At 68.9% G+C, this 16,169-nt stretch carries 17 protein-coding genes, 2 tRNA genes and 1 pseudogene; 11 read left to right on the top strand and 9 right to left on the bottom strand.

Annotated elements, in window-relative coordinates; genetic code table 11:
- Positions 1–892: helicase HerA-like domain-containing protein (locus ADBZ5U_RS07630; protein WP_526264025.1), on the bottom strand; the 892-nt coding region annotated here is incomplete at its 3' end.
- 81 nt (positions 893–973) lie between these two features.
- Between ADBZ5U_RS07630 and orn the strand changes: the two genes are divergently transcribed.
- The 7 genes from orn to ADBZ5U_RS07595 all read left to right on the top strand — a co-directional run bounded on the left by orn (position 974) and on the right by ADBZ5U_RS07595 (position 5,481).
- On the top strand, positions 974–1,621 hold the full coding sequence (gene orn, locus ADBZ5U_RS07625) for an oligoribonuclease (protein ID WP_526264023.1): 648 nt from the start codon (positions 974–976) through the stop codon (positions 1,619–1,621).
- Positions 1,622–1,649: 28 nt separating this feature from the next.
- Positions 1,650–1,722: transfer RNA gene (locus tag ADBZ5U_RS07620), tRNA-His, on the top strand.
- Positions 1,723–1,914: 192 nt separating this feature from the next.
- Entirely contained in the window at positions 1,915–2,073 is a 159-nt protein-coding gene (locus ADBZ5U_RS07615; protein ID WP_526264021.1) for a hypothetical protein, read from the top strand.
- Positions 2,074–2,248: 175 nt separating this feature from the next.
- A complete protein-coding gene (locus ADBZ5U_RS07610; RefSeq protein ID WP_526264029.1) occupies positions 2,249–2,992 on the top strand; it encodes an ion channel in 744 nt (247 codons plus the stop codon).
- A 70-nt stretch (positions 2,993–3,062) separates the two neighbouring features.
- Positions 3,063–3,341, top strand: a complete 279-nt coding sequence (locus tag ADBZ5U_RS07605; RefSeq protein WP_526264019.1) for a hypothetical protein — start codon at positions 3,063–3,065, stop codon at positions 3,339–3,341.
- Entirely contained in the window at positions 3,342–4,889 is a 1,548-nt protein-coding gene (locus ADBZ5U_RS07600; RefSeq protein WP_526264017.1) for an alpha/beta hydrolase, read from the top strand.
- 4 nt (positions 4,890–4,893) lie between these two features.
- Positions 4,894–5,481 (top strand): LppA family lipoprotein, encoded by a 588-nt coding sequence (locus tag ADBZ5U_RS07595; RefSeq protein WP_526264015.1) that lies wholly within the window; start codon positions 4,894–4,896, stop codon positions 5,479–5,481.
- Between the two features lie 7 nt (positions 5,482–5,488).
- Here the strand turns inward: ADBZ5U_RS07595 and ADBZ5U_RS07590 are convergent, their stop codons facing one another.
- Both ADBZ5U_RS07590 and bcp read right to left on the bottom strand, forming a co-directional pair.
- The gene (locus ADBZ5U_RS07590) at positions 5,489–6,757 is read right to left on the bottom strand and encodes a hypothetical protein (RefSeq protein WP_526264013.1); all 1,269 of its coding nucleotides are present in this window, start codon (positions 6,755–6,757) and stop codon (positions 5,489–5,491) included.
- Between the two features lie 148 nt (positions 6,758–6,905).
- Positions 6,906–7,385, bottom strand: a complete 480-nt coding sequence (gene bcp / locus ADBZ5U_RS07585) for a thioredoxin-dependent thiol peroxidase (protein WP_526264011.1) — start codon at positions 7,383–7,385, stop codon at positions 6,906–6,908.
- 111 nt (positions 7,386–7,496) lie between these two features.
- Between bcp and ADBZ5U_RS07580 the strand changes: the two genes are divergently transcribed.
- Positions 7,497–7,721 (top strand): DUF3618 domain-containing protein, encoded by a 225-nt coding sequence (locus tag ADBZ5U_RS07580; RefSeq protein ID WP_526264009.1) that lies wholly within the window; start codon positions 7,497–7,499, stop codon positions 7,719–7,721.
- A 293-nt stretch (positions 7,722–8,014) separates the two neighbouring features.
- Here the strand turns inward: ADBZ5U_RS07580 and ADBZ5U_RS07575 are convergent, their stop codons facing one another.
- Together ADBZ5U_RS07575 and ADBZ5U_RS07570 are read right to left on the bottom strand one after the other, a co-directional pair.
- Positions 8,015–8,179: a hypothetical protein gene (locus tag ADBZ5U_RS07575; RefSeq protein WP_526264007.1), complete on the bottom strand. Its 165-nt coding sequence runs from the start codon at positions 8,177–8,179 to the stop codon at positions 8,015–8,017.
- A gap of 14 nt (positions 8,180–8,193) precedes the next feature.
- Positions 8,194–8,838: a TetR family transcriptional regulator gene (locus ADBZ5U_RS07570; RefSeq protein ID WP_526264005.1), complete on the bottom strand. Its 645-nt coding sequence runs from the start codon at positions 8,836–8,838 to the stop codon at positions 8,194–8,196.
- 155 nt (positions 8,839–8,993) lie between these two features.
- Here ADBZ5U_RS07570 and ADBZ5U_RS07565 point away from each other — a divergent pair, with 155 nt between their 5' ends.
- Positions 8,994–9,998 (top strand): TetR/AcrR family transcriptional regulator, encoded by a 1,005-nt coding sequence (locus ADBZ5U_RS07565; protein ID WP_526264027.1) that lies wholly within the window; start codon positions 8,994–8,996, stop codon positions 9,996–9,998.
- 22 nt (positions 9,999–10,020) lie between these two features.
- Here the strand turns inward: ADBZ5U_RS07565 and ADBZ5U_RS07560 are convergent.
- A tRNA-Lys gene (locus tag ADBZ5U_RS07560) sits at positions 10,021–10,096 on the bottom strand.
- 149 nt (positions 10,097–10,245) lie between these two features.
- On the opposite strand from ADBZ5U_RS07560, the gene ADBZ5U_RS07555 reads away from it, so the two are divergent.
- Together ADBZ5U_RS07555 and ADBZ5U_RS07550 are read left to right on the top strand one after the other, a co-directional pair.
- On the top strand, positions 10,246–11,457 hold the full coding sequence (locus ADBZ5U_RS07555) for an Ig-like domain-containing protein (RefSeq protein WP_526264003.1): 1,212 nt from the start codon (positions 10,246–10,248) through the stop codon (positions 11,455–11,457).
- A gap of 151 nt (positions 11,458–11,608) precedes the next feature.
- Positions 11,609–12,202, top strand: a complete 594-nt coding sequence (locus ADBZ5U_RS07550; RefSeq protein ID WP_526264001.1) for a VldE C-terminal domain-containing protein — start codon at positions 11,609–11,611, stop codon at positions 12,200–12,202.
- Here ADBZ5U_RS07550 and ADBZ5U_RS07545 read toward each other — a convergent pair.
- From ADBZ5U_RS07545 to ADBZ5U_RS07535, 3 genes and pseudogenes are all read right to left on the bottom strand, one after another.
- Positions 12,199–13,533 (bottom strand): dipeptidase, encoded by a 1,335-nt coding sequence (locus tag ADBZ5U_RS07545; RefSeq protein WP_526263999.1) that lies wholly within the window; start codon positions 13,531–13,533, stop codon positions 12,199–12,201. The genes ADBZ5U_RS07550 and ADBZ5U_RS07545 overlap by 4 nt on opposite strands.
- Before the next feature lie 11 nt (positions 13,534–13,544).
- Positions 13,545–13,937, bottom strand: a complete 393-nt coding sequence (gene acpS / locus ADBZ5U_RS07540) for a holo-ACP synthase AcpS (RefSeq protein ID WP_526263997.1) — start codon at positions 13,935–13,937, stop codon at positions 13,545–13,547.
- Positions 13,938–13,999: 62 nt separating this feature from the next.
- Positions 14,000–16,165, bottom strand: a pseudogene (locus ADBZ5U_RS07535) (beta-ketoacyl synthase N-terminal-like domain-containing protein); the annotation flags it as partial.
- Between the last annotated feature and the right edge of the window lie 4 nt (positions 16,166–16,169).

Raw genomic sequence — 16,169 nt, 5'->3', positions numbered from 1 at the left:
GCAGATGGGCCTCGTCGAAGAAGAACACCAACTTCGGCTTGTCGACGTCGCCCACTTCGGGCAGGTCGTTGAACAGGTTGGCCAGCACCCACATCAAGAAGGTGGAGAACATCACCGGCCGGGCGGCCTGGTCCCCCAGTTCGAACAGACTGATGATGCCGCGGCCTTGCGGGTCGAGTCGGATCAGGTCCGTCGGTTCGAGTTCGGGTTCCCCGAAGAAGGTGTCGCCTCCGTCGGCCTCGAGATTGATCAGCGCGCGCAGGATCACCCCGGCGGTCTGGCTCGACACCGCGCCAAGAGCCTTCAGTTGCGCCTTGCCCTCGGCTGTGTTGGTCAGGAAGGTGATCACCGAGCGGAGGTCCTTCAAATCCAGCAGTGGCAGACCCTGCTGGTCGGCGTAGTGGAAGATCAGCCCGAGGCTGGACTCCTGGTTCTGGTTGAGGCCCAGCACCTTCGACAGCAGGATCGGGCCGAAGGCGGAGATGGTGGCCCGCACCGGAACGCCGATTCCACCGGTGCCCAGGGAGAAGAACTCCACCGGGAACGGAGTGCCGGCCCACTGATCGCCGGTGTCCCTGGCGCGCTCGGCGACCTTCTCGCCGGCTTCGCCGGGCTGGGTCAGCCCGGAAAGGTCGCCCTTGAAATCGGCCATCACCACGGGAACGCCGGCCGCCGAGAGTTGCTCGGCGATCACCTGCAGGGTCTTTGTCTTGCCGGTGCCGGTGGCGCCCGCCACCAGGCCGTGCCGGTTCACCATCGCCAGCGGGATACGGACCTGGGCGGTCGGGTCCACCGCTCCGCCCACCATCACCGAGCCCAGTTCGAGCGCCTGCCCCGTGGTGGCGTAACCGGCGGCGATCTGCTGGGCGGGGGTCGCGGTCGGGTCGGTCATCACTGGCCCTTTCGTCTGCGCTCCGATGGTTTTTCGGCCGCTAAGACACTACTGGGTCGGCTGGGCCTACTGTTGATCGCTGTGCGCGACGAATTGGTGTGGATCGACTGTGAGATGACCGGGCTTGACCTGCGCTCGGACCGGCTGATCGAGATCGCGGCGCTGGTGACCGACGCCGAACTCAACGTCCTCGGCGACGGTATCGACGTGGTGATCCACGCCGACGACGAGGCGCTGGACAACATGGTGGAGGTGGTCGCCCGGATGCACAAGAGTTCCGGCCTGACCGAGGAGGTCCGGGCGTCGACCATCGACCTGGCCTCGGCCGAGCAGATGGTGATGGATTACATCCGCGGCCACGTCAAGACCGCCAAAACCGCACCGCTGGCCGGGAATTCCATCGCCACCGACCGCGGCTTCATCGCCCGGGACATGCCCGCGCTGGACGACTACCTGCACTACCGGATGATCGACGTCAGTTCGATCAAGGAGTTGTGCCGGCGCTGGTATCCGCGGATCTACTACGGCCAGCCGGAGAAGGGTCTGGCCCACCGCGCGCTGGCCGACATCCAGGAGTCGATCAAGGAGTTGCGGTACTACCGCCGGACCGCCTTCGTGCCGGTGCCGGGGCCTTCGAGCAGCGAGATCGCCGAAGCGGCGGCCGAACCGGACGGGGCCGGCGGCCCCGGGCCGGAAACCGATTCGGCCGCCGAGGCCGAAAGCGTCTAGTATCGACAACGCCGCGCGAGCGGCGATGGTGGCTGTAGTTCAGTTGGTAGAGCACCAGGTTGTGATCCTGGCTGTCGCGGGTTCGAGTCCCGTCAGCCACCCCGAGGTAAAACACCGCCTCACCTGCGAATATGCAGGTGGGGCGGTGTTCGTTTCGGGGTCCATGCAACGAACCATGCAGCTAGGGCCATCTACGCGGTGCCGCTGACGGCGGCTGCGAAGCGGCACACGGCATGCCCACCGAAGGTAAAATAAGGCCGGTTCGGCAAGTCGTGCGGGCTGGAGGGGTGCAGATGGGGAGTTGGAACCGCGCACACACGTGGGGACGCAGCCTGGAGCAGCAGCAGCGGGATCGCGAGCAGCGATACCGCGACGCCCGCGCCGAGGCGTCGGCGGAGTACCTGGCCGACCTGGCCACGGACGGCGAGGGCGAGGGCGAGGGCGAGGAGTAACTCCCAGCACGACTGGGTCTCCGCAGCGCGGCCTGTCGTTTCCACGGTGTCGTGTCGCTCAGTGCGCGCCGTCATCTGTGGCCGAGACTGTTCGCGTGGATTCTCTGTTCTACGCGCGCAACCGGAGGGAACGTTGACGACAGGAGAAGCTCCGCCGTCTCGAGATACGGCGACGATCGACCAGGAACCCAGGTTGCGCCGGTGGGAGACGCGAACCGAATGGCCCCTGGCCGTTGTCGCCGTCATCTTCCTCGCGGTGTACTCCGTGCAGGTGTTGGCCAACCCGCAGGGACGCGACGACGAGATTTTGGAGACGATTCTCCTTGTGACATGGGCGATCTTCGCCGTGGACTATTTGGCGCGTCTGATCCTGGCGAAAAACCGCCAGCGGTGGTTCTTTCACCACCTGCTGGACCTCGCCGTTGTCTCGCTTCCGTTCCTCCGGCCGCTGCGACTGCTGCGACTGCTCGTGCTGTTCGGGGCATTGCAGAAGGCGATCGGCGGGGCGATTCGCGGCCGGCTGATCATCTATTCGGCTTTCAGCGTCACGTTGCTGATCTATGTGGCCGGCTTGGCCATTCTGGATGCGGAACGCGGTCAGCCCGGTTCCAACATCAACAGCTTCGGTGACGCGGTGTGGTGGGCGATCACCACAGTGACCACTGTCGGCTACGGCGACTTATCGCCCGTCACGACGACGGGCAGGGTCATAGCGGTCTTCCTGATGATCGGCGGGATCAGTCTCGTCGGCCTGGTGACGGCGACTCTGGCATCGTGGATCATCCAGCGGGTCGCCCAGGAGGACACCGCGAACCAGGCGGCTACGGCCAAGGAGATCGACGCTCTCCGCTCCGATCTCACCCAGCGGATCGATGATCTCGCCTCCGAGGTAAGGCGTTCCAACGCTGTCGACGGGTGATTCCGTCGACTACTCACAGCCCCGGTTGAGGCGTGAACGCGATCGCGACGATCGACGTACACTCCGGCACATGAGTTTGCTAACGGTCGACCTCGACGGCCTTGCGCGCCTGGCAGCGGACTGCGGAACCTGGTCGGACGAGGTCGCTGTCACCGCTGCTCCGGCCACCCCGTGCGGGTCGGCGCAGGCGACGGCCGCGGCCGTCGCCGCCGTGCACGCCGCCGCCGGGTCGACCGCCGGGATGTTGTCCGCCCGGATGCGGGCCACCGCCGCCGCGTTGACCGCGGCCGCGTCGGCCTACACCCGAGGGGATGCCGGGTCCGCGGACGACCTGTCGATCGGGCGGTAGGTGCCCGTTCCGACGCTGTCGGCGGTCCGCCGCTGGGACACCGACCACCTGACCGAGGCGGCCGGCCACTGGACCAGGACGGCGACGGTGTGGGAGGACGCCTTCACCGAACTGGCCGCCCGCATCGGTTTCCCCGGCGGTACGCCGTGGGAGGGCGACGCGGCCGAGTCGGCCCAGCAGCGCTCCCACCGCGACCGGATGACGGTCATCGCACTGGCCGACCAACTTCACGGCGCGTCACGCGTCGCCCGCTCCGGGGCGAGTGAGATCCACCAGGCCCGCCAGGCCGTGCTCCGCATCGTGCGCGCCGCGGAGAGCGCCGGATTCGTTGTCGACCAATACTTCTCGGTCACCGACCCGCACTGCTACAACGCCGTCAGCGCAGCGGCACGCCAGACCCGGGCGGCCTCGTTCGCAAGCGAGTTGAGCGCCTCGGTGGGCACACTGCTCGCCGCAGACCACGCCGTCGCGGTGAGACTCAGCGCCGCCACCGCCGGTCTGGGCACGACGGGTTTCCCCGAGTCCGGTGGCACCGCGGCGCGAGCCGGCGGCCCCGATCCGCACGCCACGCTCACGGCCGTCGAGGGGGCCAACAAGAGACTGCTCGACGAACTGGAGCGGGAATACCGGAGACTGCCCGAGGGCCGGGTCCGGACCGACCGGCTGGCCGACATCGCCGGAATCCGCGACTCCTTGTCGACGCCGGATTCCCATCTGGTCTACGTCGCCCGGCCCGCCGACCCCTCCGAAATGGTCATGGCGGCCGTCTCCGTGGGCGACCCCTACGCCGCCGACCACATCTCGGTCACCGTCCCCGGCGTCGGCAGCAGCACCCGGAAATCGTTGTCCACCATGACGTCCGAAGCCGGCGAGCTGGTAGACGAGGCCCAGCAGATCGTCCGGGTGACCAAGACCGACGACTCGGTCGCCGCCGTCGCGTTCATGGGCTACCAGCCGCCGCTGACGATGACGTCGCCGGAGATGCTCGACGACGACCTGGCCCAGTCCGGCGCTCCGCAGTTGAGATCCTTCCTCGGCGGTCTCAACGCGGCCGCCAAGCCGGGCCACACCACCGCGCTGTTCGGGCACTCCTACGGTTCCCTGATGTCGGGAGTCGCCCTCAAGGGCGGCGCGGGTGGGATGGTGGACAACGCCGTCCTGTACGGCTCACCGGGATTCCAGGCCGTCAAACCCGCCGATCTGGGGCTGCGCAACGAACAGGTTTTCGTGATGACCGCACCCGACGACCTCGTCGCCAACCAGATCGGCGCGCTGGCCCCGTTGCACGGCTGGGGCGCCGACCCGAATTCCGTTGTGGGCGAACGGTACCTGTTCACCCACCTGGAGACCCAAGCCCGCACTGTGCAGGTCGGAACGGACAGCCAGGGCCGGCCTATCGAATGGGTCAAGACCGCCGCGCACGGTCATTCCGACTACGGGCGGGCCGCCACGGAGCGGATCACCGGATTCAACCTCGCCGCAATACTTCTCGACCGCCCGGAACTGGCGGTCACGGCGCAACCCCCGCATCCCACCCGACAGCGATGACCAGATGAGAATTCACCGGACCGCCGCGGCCACGGCACTGGCGCTCACCGCGTCGACGCTGTCGGGCTGCGGGGCCCACCAGGAGGCAGGGCAGATGAGCGACGACCGACAGCGGAGGATCGACCTGATCGACAGCCTGCGGGCCAGGGGCTCCTTCGAATCCGCCCGCGACCGCCTTACGACTGTCGCCGGGGCCATCGCCGAGGGGATCAGCACGGCCGTGCCGGGGGGCCAACCGTGGAAGTTCGACACCACAAGCGATTTCGCCAAGACCGCACACCACGGCTCGGTGTGCGCGGAACTTCCGGGCAACGTCGCCCTCAAACCCGCAGCGAACCCCGTTGAATTCGATCCACCGCTGACGGCGGAGGGTTTCCGGATCGCCGTCGACGTCATCCGCCGGGTGGCCGCCGAACACGGCGCCACCGAGGAGTCCGCGCTGTTCGGCGACAGCGCAAAGCGCGAGTACTCGGTCAGCGGGAACGGCTACAGGTTCCGGATTCTCCAGATGGACCTGGCGCTGTTGACCATTTCCGCCGACTGCCGTCTCCTCCAGAAGGTCCTGGATCCGCCGCCCGGGCAGATGCCGTGACCGACTGCTATCCGGCGCGGGACGCCGCGGCGCCCCGGGGGCCCTGTGCGCTGTGCCGGCCGGCACGCTGGGCCGGCTTCCGGGTCGTCTCCACCGGGCCGTCGGCGGTCTCGGCGGCCGGGGCAGGACGAGGCGCCGCGGCACGGGGGCGGGTCACCGGAGCCACGGTCTCATCCGAAACGTCTTGCGGCGCAGGCGAACTGGCCGGTGCGGGCGAACCGGCCTCGTCGGTCGGCTCAGCGGCGGCTCCGCGCACGGACGCCGCCGCGCGGGGAGCATGCCGCTCCGGCGCCACGGCAGCGGAAGCCGGTGCGGAATCCGGCTCGGCAACCGGTTCGGCAACCGGTTCGGCAACCGGTTCGGCAACCTGCTCGGCGACCTCCGTCCCCGGGTCTGCCACTGAAACGGGAGCGCTCGCCGCGGGGGCGCTCGCCGCGGGCTGCACACGGCCCGCCAGACCGGAGATCGCGTTGCCGATCACGTCGATGAGACCCTGGAAGTTCTTCCCGATCACCGCGGAGACGGCGGACATCAGCAAACCGGGCACCGCCGCGATGAAAGTGGAGACCTGGGCGGCCGCGAAGGTATTGATATCGGCGGCGACATCCTCCAGCGCCTGGGTCACCACAGCCATCGGCACCGACAGCCCGCTGTTCAGCGACGCCAGCGCGGCGGCGACACCGCCGTCCTTGAGTTCGGTGACGACGGTGGGGAGGATCTCGGCGATCACCGAACCGAACCGCGCCGGGATGGAGTCCGGTCCGATGACCAGGCCGCTGACGGCGCCGCCGGCGTACCGGAGGACTTCGCCGGCGGCGACTATCACCACCGGAGCGGCCTGCTTGATGAACTCCCGGGTCACGGCATTGGCAAGGTCGGACAGCAACCCGCTGAGGTCGAGGTTGGCCAGGTCGATGTTGCCCAGGCCGACGTTGGCCAGCAATCCGCCGACACCGACCAGCACCTCGGCGACGTCGACGGTGCCCAACAGTTCGCCGAGGTCGACGGTGCCCAACAGCCCGCCCAGGTCGGCGTTGCCCAACAGGCCGACGAGGTCGGCGTTGCCCAACAGGCCGACGAGGTCGGCGTTGCCCAACAGGCCGACGAGGTCGGCGTTGCCCAACAGCCCGACAACGTCGGGCAGCGAGAAGCTCGAGCCGGTCAGGCTGACCTCGGCCACAGCGGGCGCGGGCAGGTGGGCGGTGCGCGCGGCGCCAGTGGGCAGCGCGGGCGTCATGGCGATAGCGCCGGCGCCCACCACGGCCGCTGTGCCCAACGTGAGATAAGAACGAACCGAAACCTGCACAACTTCCCCATTCCCCGGAGTCCTGCCCGCTGACAGGAAGCGTCATCGACTGTGACAGCTGACCACCAGATGATAGGACACTGAGAGCGGTGCTCCCAACCGTCGCCGGATATGAGGACTACGAGTTCTCCGCGATCATCTTCCCGATCAGAGTCGTCGCACCTGCGGCCTTGACGTTGTAGTGGGCGACGGCGATCTTGCCCTTCTCGTCGACCAGGAACGTCGAGCGGATCGCGCCGTGCACCGTCTTGCCGTACATCTTCTTCTCGCCGAAGGTGCCCCAGGCAGTCATGGCCTTCTTGTCGGGATCGGAGAGCAACGGGAAGTTCAGCGACTCCGCATCGCGGAACTTCGCCAGCTTCTCGGGCTTGTCGGGAGAAATCCCCACCACGTCGATGTCGGCGGCGTTGAGGTCGGCGATGCTGTCCCGGAAGGCGCAGGCCTGCTTGGTGCACCCGGGCGTCGACGCGGCCGGATAGAAGTACACGATCACCTTGCGGCCCTTGAAATCGGAGAGTTTGACGGTCTTGCCGCCGGCTTCGGGCAGGCTGAACGCCGGTGCCGTGTCGCCAACCTCGAGTCGTGCAGAATCGCTCACCGATGGATCCCTTTCCTCAACCTCCCGGGCGCCGTTCGACCTTCCGGGCGCCCGCGCTGCTCTAGGGTAGACCGGCAGGGCGGCGGCAGGGCGGCGGAAGCGAGGACGAAAGTGGCAAAGCGCGATCCCGAGGACATCAAGCAGGAGATCGCCGTGGCGCGGGATCGGCTGGCGTCAACGGTCGACATCCTGGCCGAGCGGGCCAACCCGCAGCGCCTGGCCGATGACGCGAAGACGTCGGTGCGCAGGTTCCTCAAGCGGACCAGGGTGGCGGCAGCTATGGCCGGCATGGGTGTGCTGAGCCTGGTCGTCGTGATCCGGAGAATCCGCCGCTAGGGCAGGCTCAGCGGCGGCGCACCAGATTTCCCAGCCGGGGCCGCGGGGGCGTCGCGGTGAGCCCGACCCGGCTACAGGTGCGGACCCGCACCTGCGCATCCCCGCCATCGGGGCGGTCGGGCGCCAGGCCCGTGGGCCCTGATTTCGCCATCGTCCCTCCCTGATCCGAATGGAATGTTTCCCGAGCTAATTCGCTCATTTCCTTCTGCAAGGATAGAAGGAGGTGTTTCCCCATGTCAAATCGGTTGATGGACTGCCGGAATAGCGAGAACGGCTATCTCAACAAGGTTGCTCTAAAGCGCGGTCATCGACCTGATGATGCGTTGCGCCTCGCGGATCAACTCCACGGCGTGGCGGATGCCGTCGGCGTTGTCGTGGTTCTCGATCAGCCAGCCGAGCAGTTCGTCGGTCTGCGCCAGGCGACGGTCCGCCAGGGTGATGGCGAACTCCGGGGTCATGCCGTGGCGGTGTTTCAAAGCGGCGCGTCCGGGTGGTGGACGCCGATGCGGTCGAGGAAGCGGGTGAAGAACGCCGCGGAGTCCCCGGCGAGTATTCCGGTCAGCAGTATCCGCCAGAGGGTGACCAACCCGGTGCGCGGATCCAGCCCCGACGCCTCGAAGGTGAGGTGATTGCCGACGAAAGCGGCGAACAGGGTCCGCCCGAGGTCCTCGGGGTCGATGTCGGCACGCAGGTCGCCCTCGGCGATCGTCGCGCGCACCGCGTCGATGATCTGCGTCTGAATCCTGATGTGACTCTCGGCCTTCCAGTTGCTGACCTGGGGCAGGGCGTGGGGCAACTGCATCCCGACGCGTACCGCGGGATCGCTTCGGCTCAGGTCGGCGACGACGAACGTCGAGCGGATCAGGTTCTCCAACGCCGGGCCGGGATGGGCCAGGACCGCGGCCACGGTCTCGGCGACCCGGGCATCGGCCTGCTCGACCAGGGCGACCGCCACCGCTTCCTTGGACCGGAAGTGGTAGTAGGTCGCGCCCTTGGTGACCCCGGCGGCCTCGATGATGTCGTTGAGGGCGGTGTTGCAGTAACCGGCCTCGCCGAAAAGTCTGACCCCGGCGTCCAGAATCGCCTGCCGGGTGGCCTCCGCGCGCGCCTGAATCATCCTGAGCCCCCTCAGTTCTCGTCGATAAGGCTGGCTCGTAGAAAGTTTACCCGAACAAAAAAGGTTTTCGAATGAATTTTGCGGCCGGAAACAATCGGGGCGTCTAGTTTTATACCCGGTGGGCCGACGCCGGGAAGGGGCGCGGGTTGGACGGGGTGCTGAGGGAGCAGGTGTACGACGCCGCCCTGGCGGAGTTGGTGGCCCGAGGGGTCGACGGGTTCGGCGTCGACGGCGTCGCCCGCCGCGCCGGCCTGGACCCGGGGGTGATCACCGAGCACTGGCACGACCGGCGCGTGCTGCTGCTGGAGGCGATGTTGACCCGCGCCGATCAGTTGAGCCCGACGCCGGACACCGGGGATCTCCGGAACGACATGCGGCTGTTGACGGAGACGGTGGCGGCCATCGCCGAAACCGATCAGGGGCGCAAGTTGTTTCACCGGATGCTGCCCTCCGGCCGGGACACCGACTTCACCGAGGTGACGTCCGACTTCTGGAAGGCGCGTGTCGATTCGGTCGCGCCGATGCTGCAAAACGCCGCCCGGCGCGGTGAGATCCGTCCCGGTGTCGACCTCGGCATGGCGATGGAAATGTTGGCCGCCGCATTGTATTTCGACGTGATCTTCTACAACAGGCCGGTGCGGCCCGACTACGCCGACGGAGCCCTCGACATCTTCCTCAACGGCGTCCGCGACACGCTCATCCGCGACGCGGCGCTGGCCGAGAACCTCGCGAGCCGCGAGCAGATGCGCGCACTGCTCCGGGCCACCACGGATGCGATGATCGACCCGATCGCGCTGGTCGAGGCGGTGCGCGACGACGACGGGCAGGTCGCCGACTTCACGTTCCGGGAAGCCAACCCCGCCGCGTGCGCCTACCTTCGGCGCCGCCGCGAGGACCTGCTCGGCGCCGGCATGATCGAAACCGCGCCAGACATCATGTCCTCGGGGTTGTTCGCCCGCTACGTGGACTGCGTGCAGACCGGCGACCCGGTGATCGTCGAGGAACTCGAGTATTTCAGCCGGAGCCATCAGGAGCCGCGGTGGTACGACGTGCGGGGGGCGCGGGCCGGAACCGACCGGTTGAGCCTGACCTGGCGCGACGTCACCGACCGGAGTCGGGCCCGGCGCGGCGATTCGGGCGGCGGCCGAGGCGACGGTTGACACCGGTGGTGCGCGGACGCTGTGGTGCGCCGTCAGGGTTTCGAACCCCGGACCCGCTGATTAAGAGTCAGCTGCTCTACCAACTGAGCTAACGGCGCGTGCCAGCGACAATAACAGGCGGGCGGCGGCGCGGCGAAATCGGCTCCCTCCGGTCCTGACCTGCGAAGTCGCGCGGTGTCTCGGGGCGGCCTTAGACTGATGCACCGCGGGGCCGATTCCCGCCAACGGACGCGAGGTTGGAGCCCGGATGCGAAACATCGGACCGGTTCTCCGGTCGCGCCTTCGATCCTGGCTGACCGCGCTCCTGCTCATCCCGGCACTGCTGCTCACCCTCAGCGCCTGCGGCCAGCGAGACGGCGCCCCGAAGGTGCTGGCCGATAAGGGCACCCCGTTCAGCGACCTGCTGGTCCCGAAACTCACCGCCTCCGTGCCCGACCAGGCGGTGGGCGTTCCGGTGGACCAACCGGTCACCGTCTCGGTCCAGGGCGGCGTGCTGGGCACGGTGTCGATCACCGACGACGAGGGCGAGGAGGTCGCCGGCGAACTCGCCCCCGACGGTCTGAGCTGGAAGACCACCGGCCGTCTGAATTACAACAAGCACTACACGGTGGCCGCCGAGACCCGCGGCCTGGGCGGCATGGCCACCGAGTCGCTGAGCTTCAAGTCGCACTCGCCGGCCAACCTCACCATGCCCTATCTGTCCCCCGGCGACGGCGCGGTGGTCGGTGTCGGTCAACCGATCGCGGTGCGCTTCGACGAGGGCATCCCCGACCGGCAGGCCGCCCAGAAGGCGATCACCGTGACCACCGACCCGCCGGTGGAGGGGGCGTTCTACTGGCTGAGCAACCGTGAGGTCCGCTGGCGTCCGCAGAGTTACTGGCCCCCCGGCACGACCGTGACCGTCGACGTCAAGACCTTCGCAGTCGACCTCGGTGACGGACTCTTCGGCCAGGACGACGTGAGCTCAACGTTCACCATTGGCGACGAGGTGATCGCCACCGCCGACGACGCCACCAAGCAGTTGACCATTCGCCGCAACGGCGAAGTCATCAAGACCATGCCGATCTCGATGGGCAAGAACAAGACCCCCACGCCCAACGGCACCTACATCATCGGCGACCGCTACCCGCGACTCATCATGGATTCGTCGACCTACGGCGTTGCGACCAACTCTCCCGAGGGCTATCGGCTCGAGGTGGATTGGGCCACACAGATGTCCTACAGCGGGATCTATGTGCATTCGGCCCCATGGTCGGTGGGCTCCCAGGGCAGTGAAAACGTCAGCCACGGTTGCTTGAACGTCAGCCCGGAGAACGCGCAGTGGTTCTTCAACAACACCAAGCGCGGCGACCTGGTGATCGTCCGCGGCACGGACGGTTCGGTACTTTCCGGCGCCGAGGGCCTCGGCGACTGGAACATTCCGTGGAGCCAGTGGAAAGCCGGCAACGCCAGCGCGTAGCCCGCCCCACCGTCAAGTCACAGCGGCAACAGATGTAACACCAACATCACGAGATCCGACATCTCGGTCAAGTAACGATCGCGGCACGTTCCCGCACGTCATGACCGGGAGGTCAAAGCAGATGGGTCGTCTTCTCCGCCCTCTCCTGACGATGGTCGCGACCGCCCCGATCGTGGCGGTCGCCGTGATCGCCTCGCCGGTCAACGCCGCGCAACCGCGCAAGTGGGAGCCACAACTGGTGAGCACCTCGACGCACACCGGGGCTCTCCCGGCGGCCCTGCCGGAGGCCGGGGCGGCCCGCGCCGCCGCCCGGCGCGGCCTGCCGCCCGGGGTGGGCAACGAACGCGGCCTTCAGGTTCAGACGCTCCTGGCCGCACGCGCCATCAGCGCGAAGTTCCCGCAGATCAGGGAGATCGGCGGGGTCCGGCCGGACAGCATGAAGTGGCACCCCAACGGCCTGGCCATCGACGTCATCATCCCGGACTGGGACACCCCGGCGGGGCGGGCGCTGGGCGATCGGATCGTCGAGTACACCTTCGCCCACGCCGAGGAGTTCGGCCTGGAATACGTCATCTGGCAGCGCACCTACCGACCCGCCAAGGGCACCCCCCACCTGATGGGCGACATGGGCAACCCGGACGCCAACCACTACACCCACGTCCACATCTCCAGCTACGGTGGCGGCTACCCCAAGGGTGGCGAGACCTACTTCCTGCGCTCCGAGGCTCCGGGCGCAGGCGGCTAGCGGGAGCCTCCCAGTTTCTCCAGCAGCAGCGCCTCGGTCGCGGCAGCGCGTTCCAGAACCCCGAGGTGCAGGCTCTCGTTGACGCCGTGCGCCCGCGTCCCCGGGTCCTCGACCCCGGTGACCAGGATGGTGGCCTCGGGGAACGCCGCGGCGAACTCGGCGATGAACGGGATGGAACCGCCCATTCCCATGTCGACGGCCTCGACGCCCCAGGCCTGGCGGAAGGCCTCCCGGGCGGCGTCGTACACCGGCCCGGTCGCGTCGATGGCGTAGGGCTGTCCGACGTCGCCGGGGGTGACGCTGACCTGCGCCCCCCACGGCGCGCGGTCTTCGAGGTGACGACGCAACGCCTGCAGATGGGCGGCCGCGTCCCCGCCCGGCGCCACCCGCAGACTCACCTTGGCGCGGGCCCGCGGGATCAGGGTGTTGGACGCCCCGGCGATGGGCGTGGTGTCGATGCCGATGACGGTGATCGCCGGTTCGGCCCAAAGTCGTTGCGCCACGCTGCCCGAGCCGATCTCGCGGACCCCGTCGAGCAGTCCGGACTCGGCGCGCACCCAGTCGGGGCCGCGGTCGACCGTGGCGGCGGTCGAATGGTGCAGGCCGGCGACGGCGACGTCGCCGTCGTCGTCGTGCAGGGTGGCCAGCAGGCGGACCAGCACGGTGAGCGCATCGGGCACCACCCCGCCCCAGAGGCCGGAGTGCAGGCCGTGATCCAGGGTGGCCACCTCCACCACGCAGTCCGCCAGACCTCGAAGCGACACCGTCAGGGCGGGGATGTCGGCGGTCCAGTTGTCCGAGTCGGCGATGACGATGACGTCGGCGGCGAGCTTGTGCCGGTGGGCGGCCAGCAGCCGGCTCAGCGACGGCGAACCGCACTCCTCCTCCCCCTCGACGAACACCGTCACCCCGACCGGCGGCCGGCCCTCGTGGGCGCGGAACGCCGCAAGATGGGTCGCGATCCCCGCCTTGTCGTCGGCGGTCCCGCGGCCGTAGAGTCGGCCGGCGCGTTCCTCGGGCTCAAACGGTGGTGAATCCCATTGCGCCGCATCGCCTTCCGGCTGGACGTCGTGGTGGGCGTAGAGCAGCACCGTCCGCGCGCCGGCCGGGGCGGGATGGTGGGCGATCACCGCCGGGGCGCCGCCCTCGCTGACGATCTCCACCTGCGCGAAGCCGGCGTCGCGCAGCAGTGCGGCGACCTTATCCGCGCTGCGGTGGACGTCGACGCGGCGGGCCGGGTCCGACCACACCGAGGGGATGCGCACCAGGTCCTCCAGGTCGCGGCGGACGCCGGGCAGGACTTCGCGGACCCGCGCGATCAGATCGGCCATGCCGGCGAACGTCAGAGCGCCTCGAGGATGGCGACAGCCGCGGCGGTGTCACCCTCGTGGGTCAGCGACACGTGGATCACGACGTCGGCCAGGTACTCGGCGATCGCGCCGGAGAGGCGCACCTTGGGCCGGCCCCACATGTCGGTGATCACCTCGATGTCGCGGTGGACCCCCTCGGGCAGCACCGGGCGCTGGGCGAACCGGGACCCCGACCACGCCTTGATCACGGCCTCCTTGACGGCCCAGCGGGCCGCCAAATGCCGTGCGGCAAGCGAACTCTTGTCCGCGGCGTCGCGGCGCTCGCCCGGGGTGAACGTCTCGGCGAACACCGTGCCCGGCTGATCGACCTGCTCCGCGAAGTCAGGGATGTACACCAGGTCGATGCCTACTCCGACGACTGCCACGCGAGCGACCCTAGCCTTTCTTGCGTCGCGATCAAACTAGGCGCGATCGCGGCGCGTTCGAATCAGTCGGAGTACGTGCCGTCGGCGCCCAGCCGGGCGGCCGGGTCGAGAAGCATGGCGGCTTCCTTTCGCTTGCCCGGCCCGTCGTGCTCGAACCGACGGGCCGACGGCCGCTCGTAGAGGGGCCGCCCGCCGGCGATGGCCGAGAGCAGCCGCCGCTGACCGGCGAGCACCCTGGCCCCGGCCCGCTGCCGGTAGTCCTCCCGCTGCTCGGCCGGCACCGCGGCCAGGAAGGCCGACGGGTGGACGAGCGCGATCAGACCCGACACGTGCCCGAAGCCGAGGCTGGTCAGCAGACCCGCCTTCAACGGGAACCGCTCCCCGAGGCGCAGCGTCTCACGCGGCCAGACCAGGTGTTTGGCGCCGGCAAGCTCGTCGTCGACGCAGTCGAGGCTGCGGTTGGGCGGAACCACGCCGTCCCGCAGCGCCTGACACAGGCCGATCATCTGGAACACCGCCGCACCGCCCTTGGCGTGGCCGGTGAGGCTCTTCTGGGAGATGACGAACAGCGGCGCACCCTCCGACCGGCCCAGCGCTTCGGCCAGCCGCTCGTGCAACTCGGTCTCGTTGGGATCGTTGGCCAGCGTCGAGGTGTCGTGTTTGGAGATCACCGCGATGTCGTCGGCACCCAGACCGAACCTGCCCAGCGCGCCGGCCAGAGCCGAGTCCCGGCCGCCGCGGCCGGCGCCCAGCGCACCCAGGCCCGGCGCCGGGATGGAGGTGTGCACACCGTCGGCGAAGCTCTGGGCGTAGGCCACCACGGCCAGCACCGGCAGGCCCATCCTCAACGCCAGGTCGCCGCGGGCCAGCAGCACGGTGCCGCCGCCCTGGGCCTCCAGGAAACCCAGCCGGCGCCGGTCGTTGGCACGGGAGATTCGGGAATCGCTGATTCCGCGGGCCCGCATCGTCTCGGTGTCGGCGGTCGCGGCCATGTCGCCGAACCCGATGACCGCCTCCTGGGTCATGTCGTCGAAGCCGCCGGCGACCACCAGTTCGGCCTTGCCGAGCCGGATCTTGTCCATGCCCTCCTCGACCGACACCGCGGCGGTGGCGCAGGCGCCCACCGGATGCACCATCGCCCCGTAGCCGCCGACGTAGGACTGCATCACATGTGCTGCAACGACATTCGCGAGCACCTCCTGCAGGATGTCGTTCGGCTTGGGGGTCCCCAGCAGGTTGCCGTGGAACATCGTCTCCATGCTCGACAGACCGCCGATGCCGGTCCCCTGGGTGCTGGCCACCATGCTCGGATGCACCCAGCGCATCAGTTCGGCCGGGGTGAAGCCCGACGACAGGAACGCGTCCACGGTGGCGACCAGGTTCCACAGCGCCACCCGGTCGACGGAGGCGGCCATGTCCTTGCTGATGCCCCAGACCGTCGGGTCGAATCCGGTGGGGATCTGCGCCCCGACGGAGCGGGGCAGTTTCATCTTGCGCGGCACCCGGATCTCGGTGCCGGCCTTGCGGATCACCTCCCAGTCACCCGAGTCGGCGATCGGGCGAACGACGGTGTGCTCGGGATCGAAGGATTCGAAGGCGCGGGCATCGGCCTCCGAGGACACCACGAACCGGAAGTCGTGGTCCAGGAAAACGCTCACCAGAAGCTCGGAGGACTGGTCGGCCTGGAGCGCGCCGTCGGCGACCAATTCCCTTATGCCGCAACGCTCCACCACGGCGTCGTGGTAGCGCTCGACGATCTGCTCCTCCGGCACCAGTTCACCGCTGGCGGCGTCGTGCCAGCCGGGCTTGGGATCGTCCTCCCAGACCAGCAGCCCGGTGGTCCAGGCCAGCTCCAGCACACCGGCGGCGGACAGCTCGTTGTCCACCTCCATCTCGAAGCGGGTCCGCGAGGAGCCGTAGGGCCCCAGTTCCGCACCGCCGACGATGACCACCAGATCGGCCGGGTCGATGTCGAGGTCGGGCCAGTCCGGCGCCGGGGCGCCGAGGTGACCTCGCGGCGGCGACGGCAGCGCCGCGATGACCCCGGCACCGGAGCCCGCCCGGGCCTCCCCGCCGGCGGCGGACATTCCGCCACGCGCCCGGGCCGCCAGTTCAGCCATGTCCAGTTCGATGTCGCCCAGGCCGCCGGTGAGGTCGGCCTTCAGCGGCGCCGTGGCGGCCGCCGCCCTGGCCTCGGCCGAGCACAGGCCCAGGAGCATCTCGGCCATCTAC

The sequence above is a fragment of the Mycobacterium sp. genome (assembly GCF_040398885.1).
Classification (GTDB): Bacteria; Actinomycetota; Actinomycetes; order Mycobacteriales; family Mycobacteriaceae; genus Mycobacterium.
This window is presented reverse-complemented; position numbering and strand designations above follow the sequence as displayed.

Excerpts from the sequence above, each read along its gene's own strand:
- ADBZ5U_RS07615 (WP_526264021.1), top strand. The coding sequence starts at position 1,915 with ATGGGGAGTTGGAACCGCGCACACACGTGGGGACGCAGCCTGGAGCAG.
- ADBZ5U_RS07605 (WP_526264019.1), top strand. The coding sequence starts at position 3,063 with ATGAGTTTGCTAACGGTCGACCTCGACGGCCTTGCGCGCCTGGCAGCG.
- ADBZ5U_RS07595 (WP_526264015.1), top strand. The coding sequence starts at position 4,894 with ATGAGAATTCACCGGACCGCCGCGGCCACGGCACTGGCGCTCACCGCG.
- ADBZ5U_RS07575 (WP_526264007.1), bottom strand. The coding sequence starts at position 8,179 with ATGACCCCGGAGTTCGCCATCACCCTGGCGGACCGTCGCCTGGCGCAG.
- ADBZ5U_RS07570 (WP_526264005.1), bottom strand. The coding sequence starts at position 8,838 with ATGATTCAGGCGCGCGCGGAGGCCACCCGGCAGGCGATTCTGGACGCC.
- ADBZ5U_RS07555 (WP_526264003.1), top strand. The coding sequence starts at position 10,246 with ATGCGAAACATCGGACCGGTTCTCCGGTCGCGCCTTCGATCCTGGCTG.
- ADBZ5U_RS07550 (WP_526264001.1), top strand. The coding sequence starts at position 11,609 with ATGGTCGCGACCGCCCCGATCGTGGCGGTCGCCGTGATCGCCTCGCCG.
- ADBZ5U_RS07545 (WP_526263999.1), bottom strand. The coding sequence starts at position 13,533 with ATGGCCGATCTGATCGCGCGGGTCCGCGAAGTCCTGCCCGGCGTCCGC.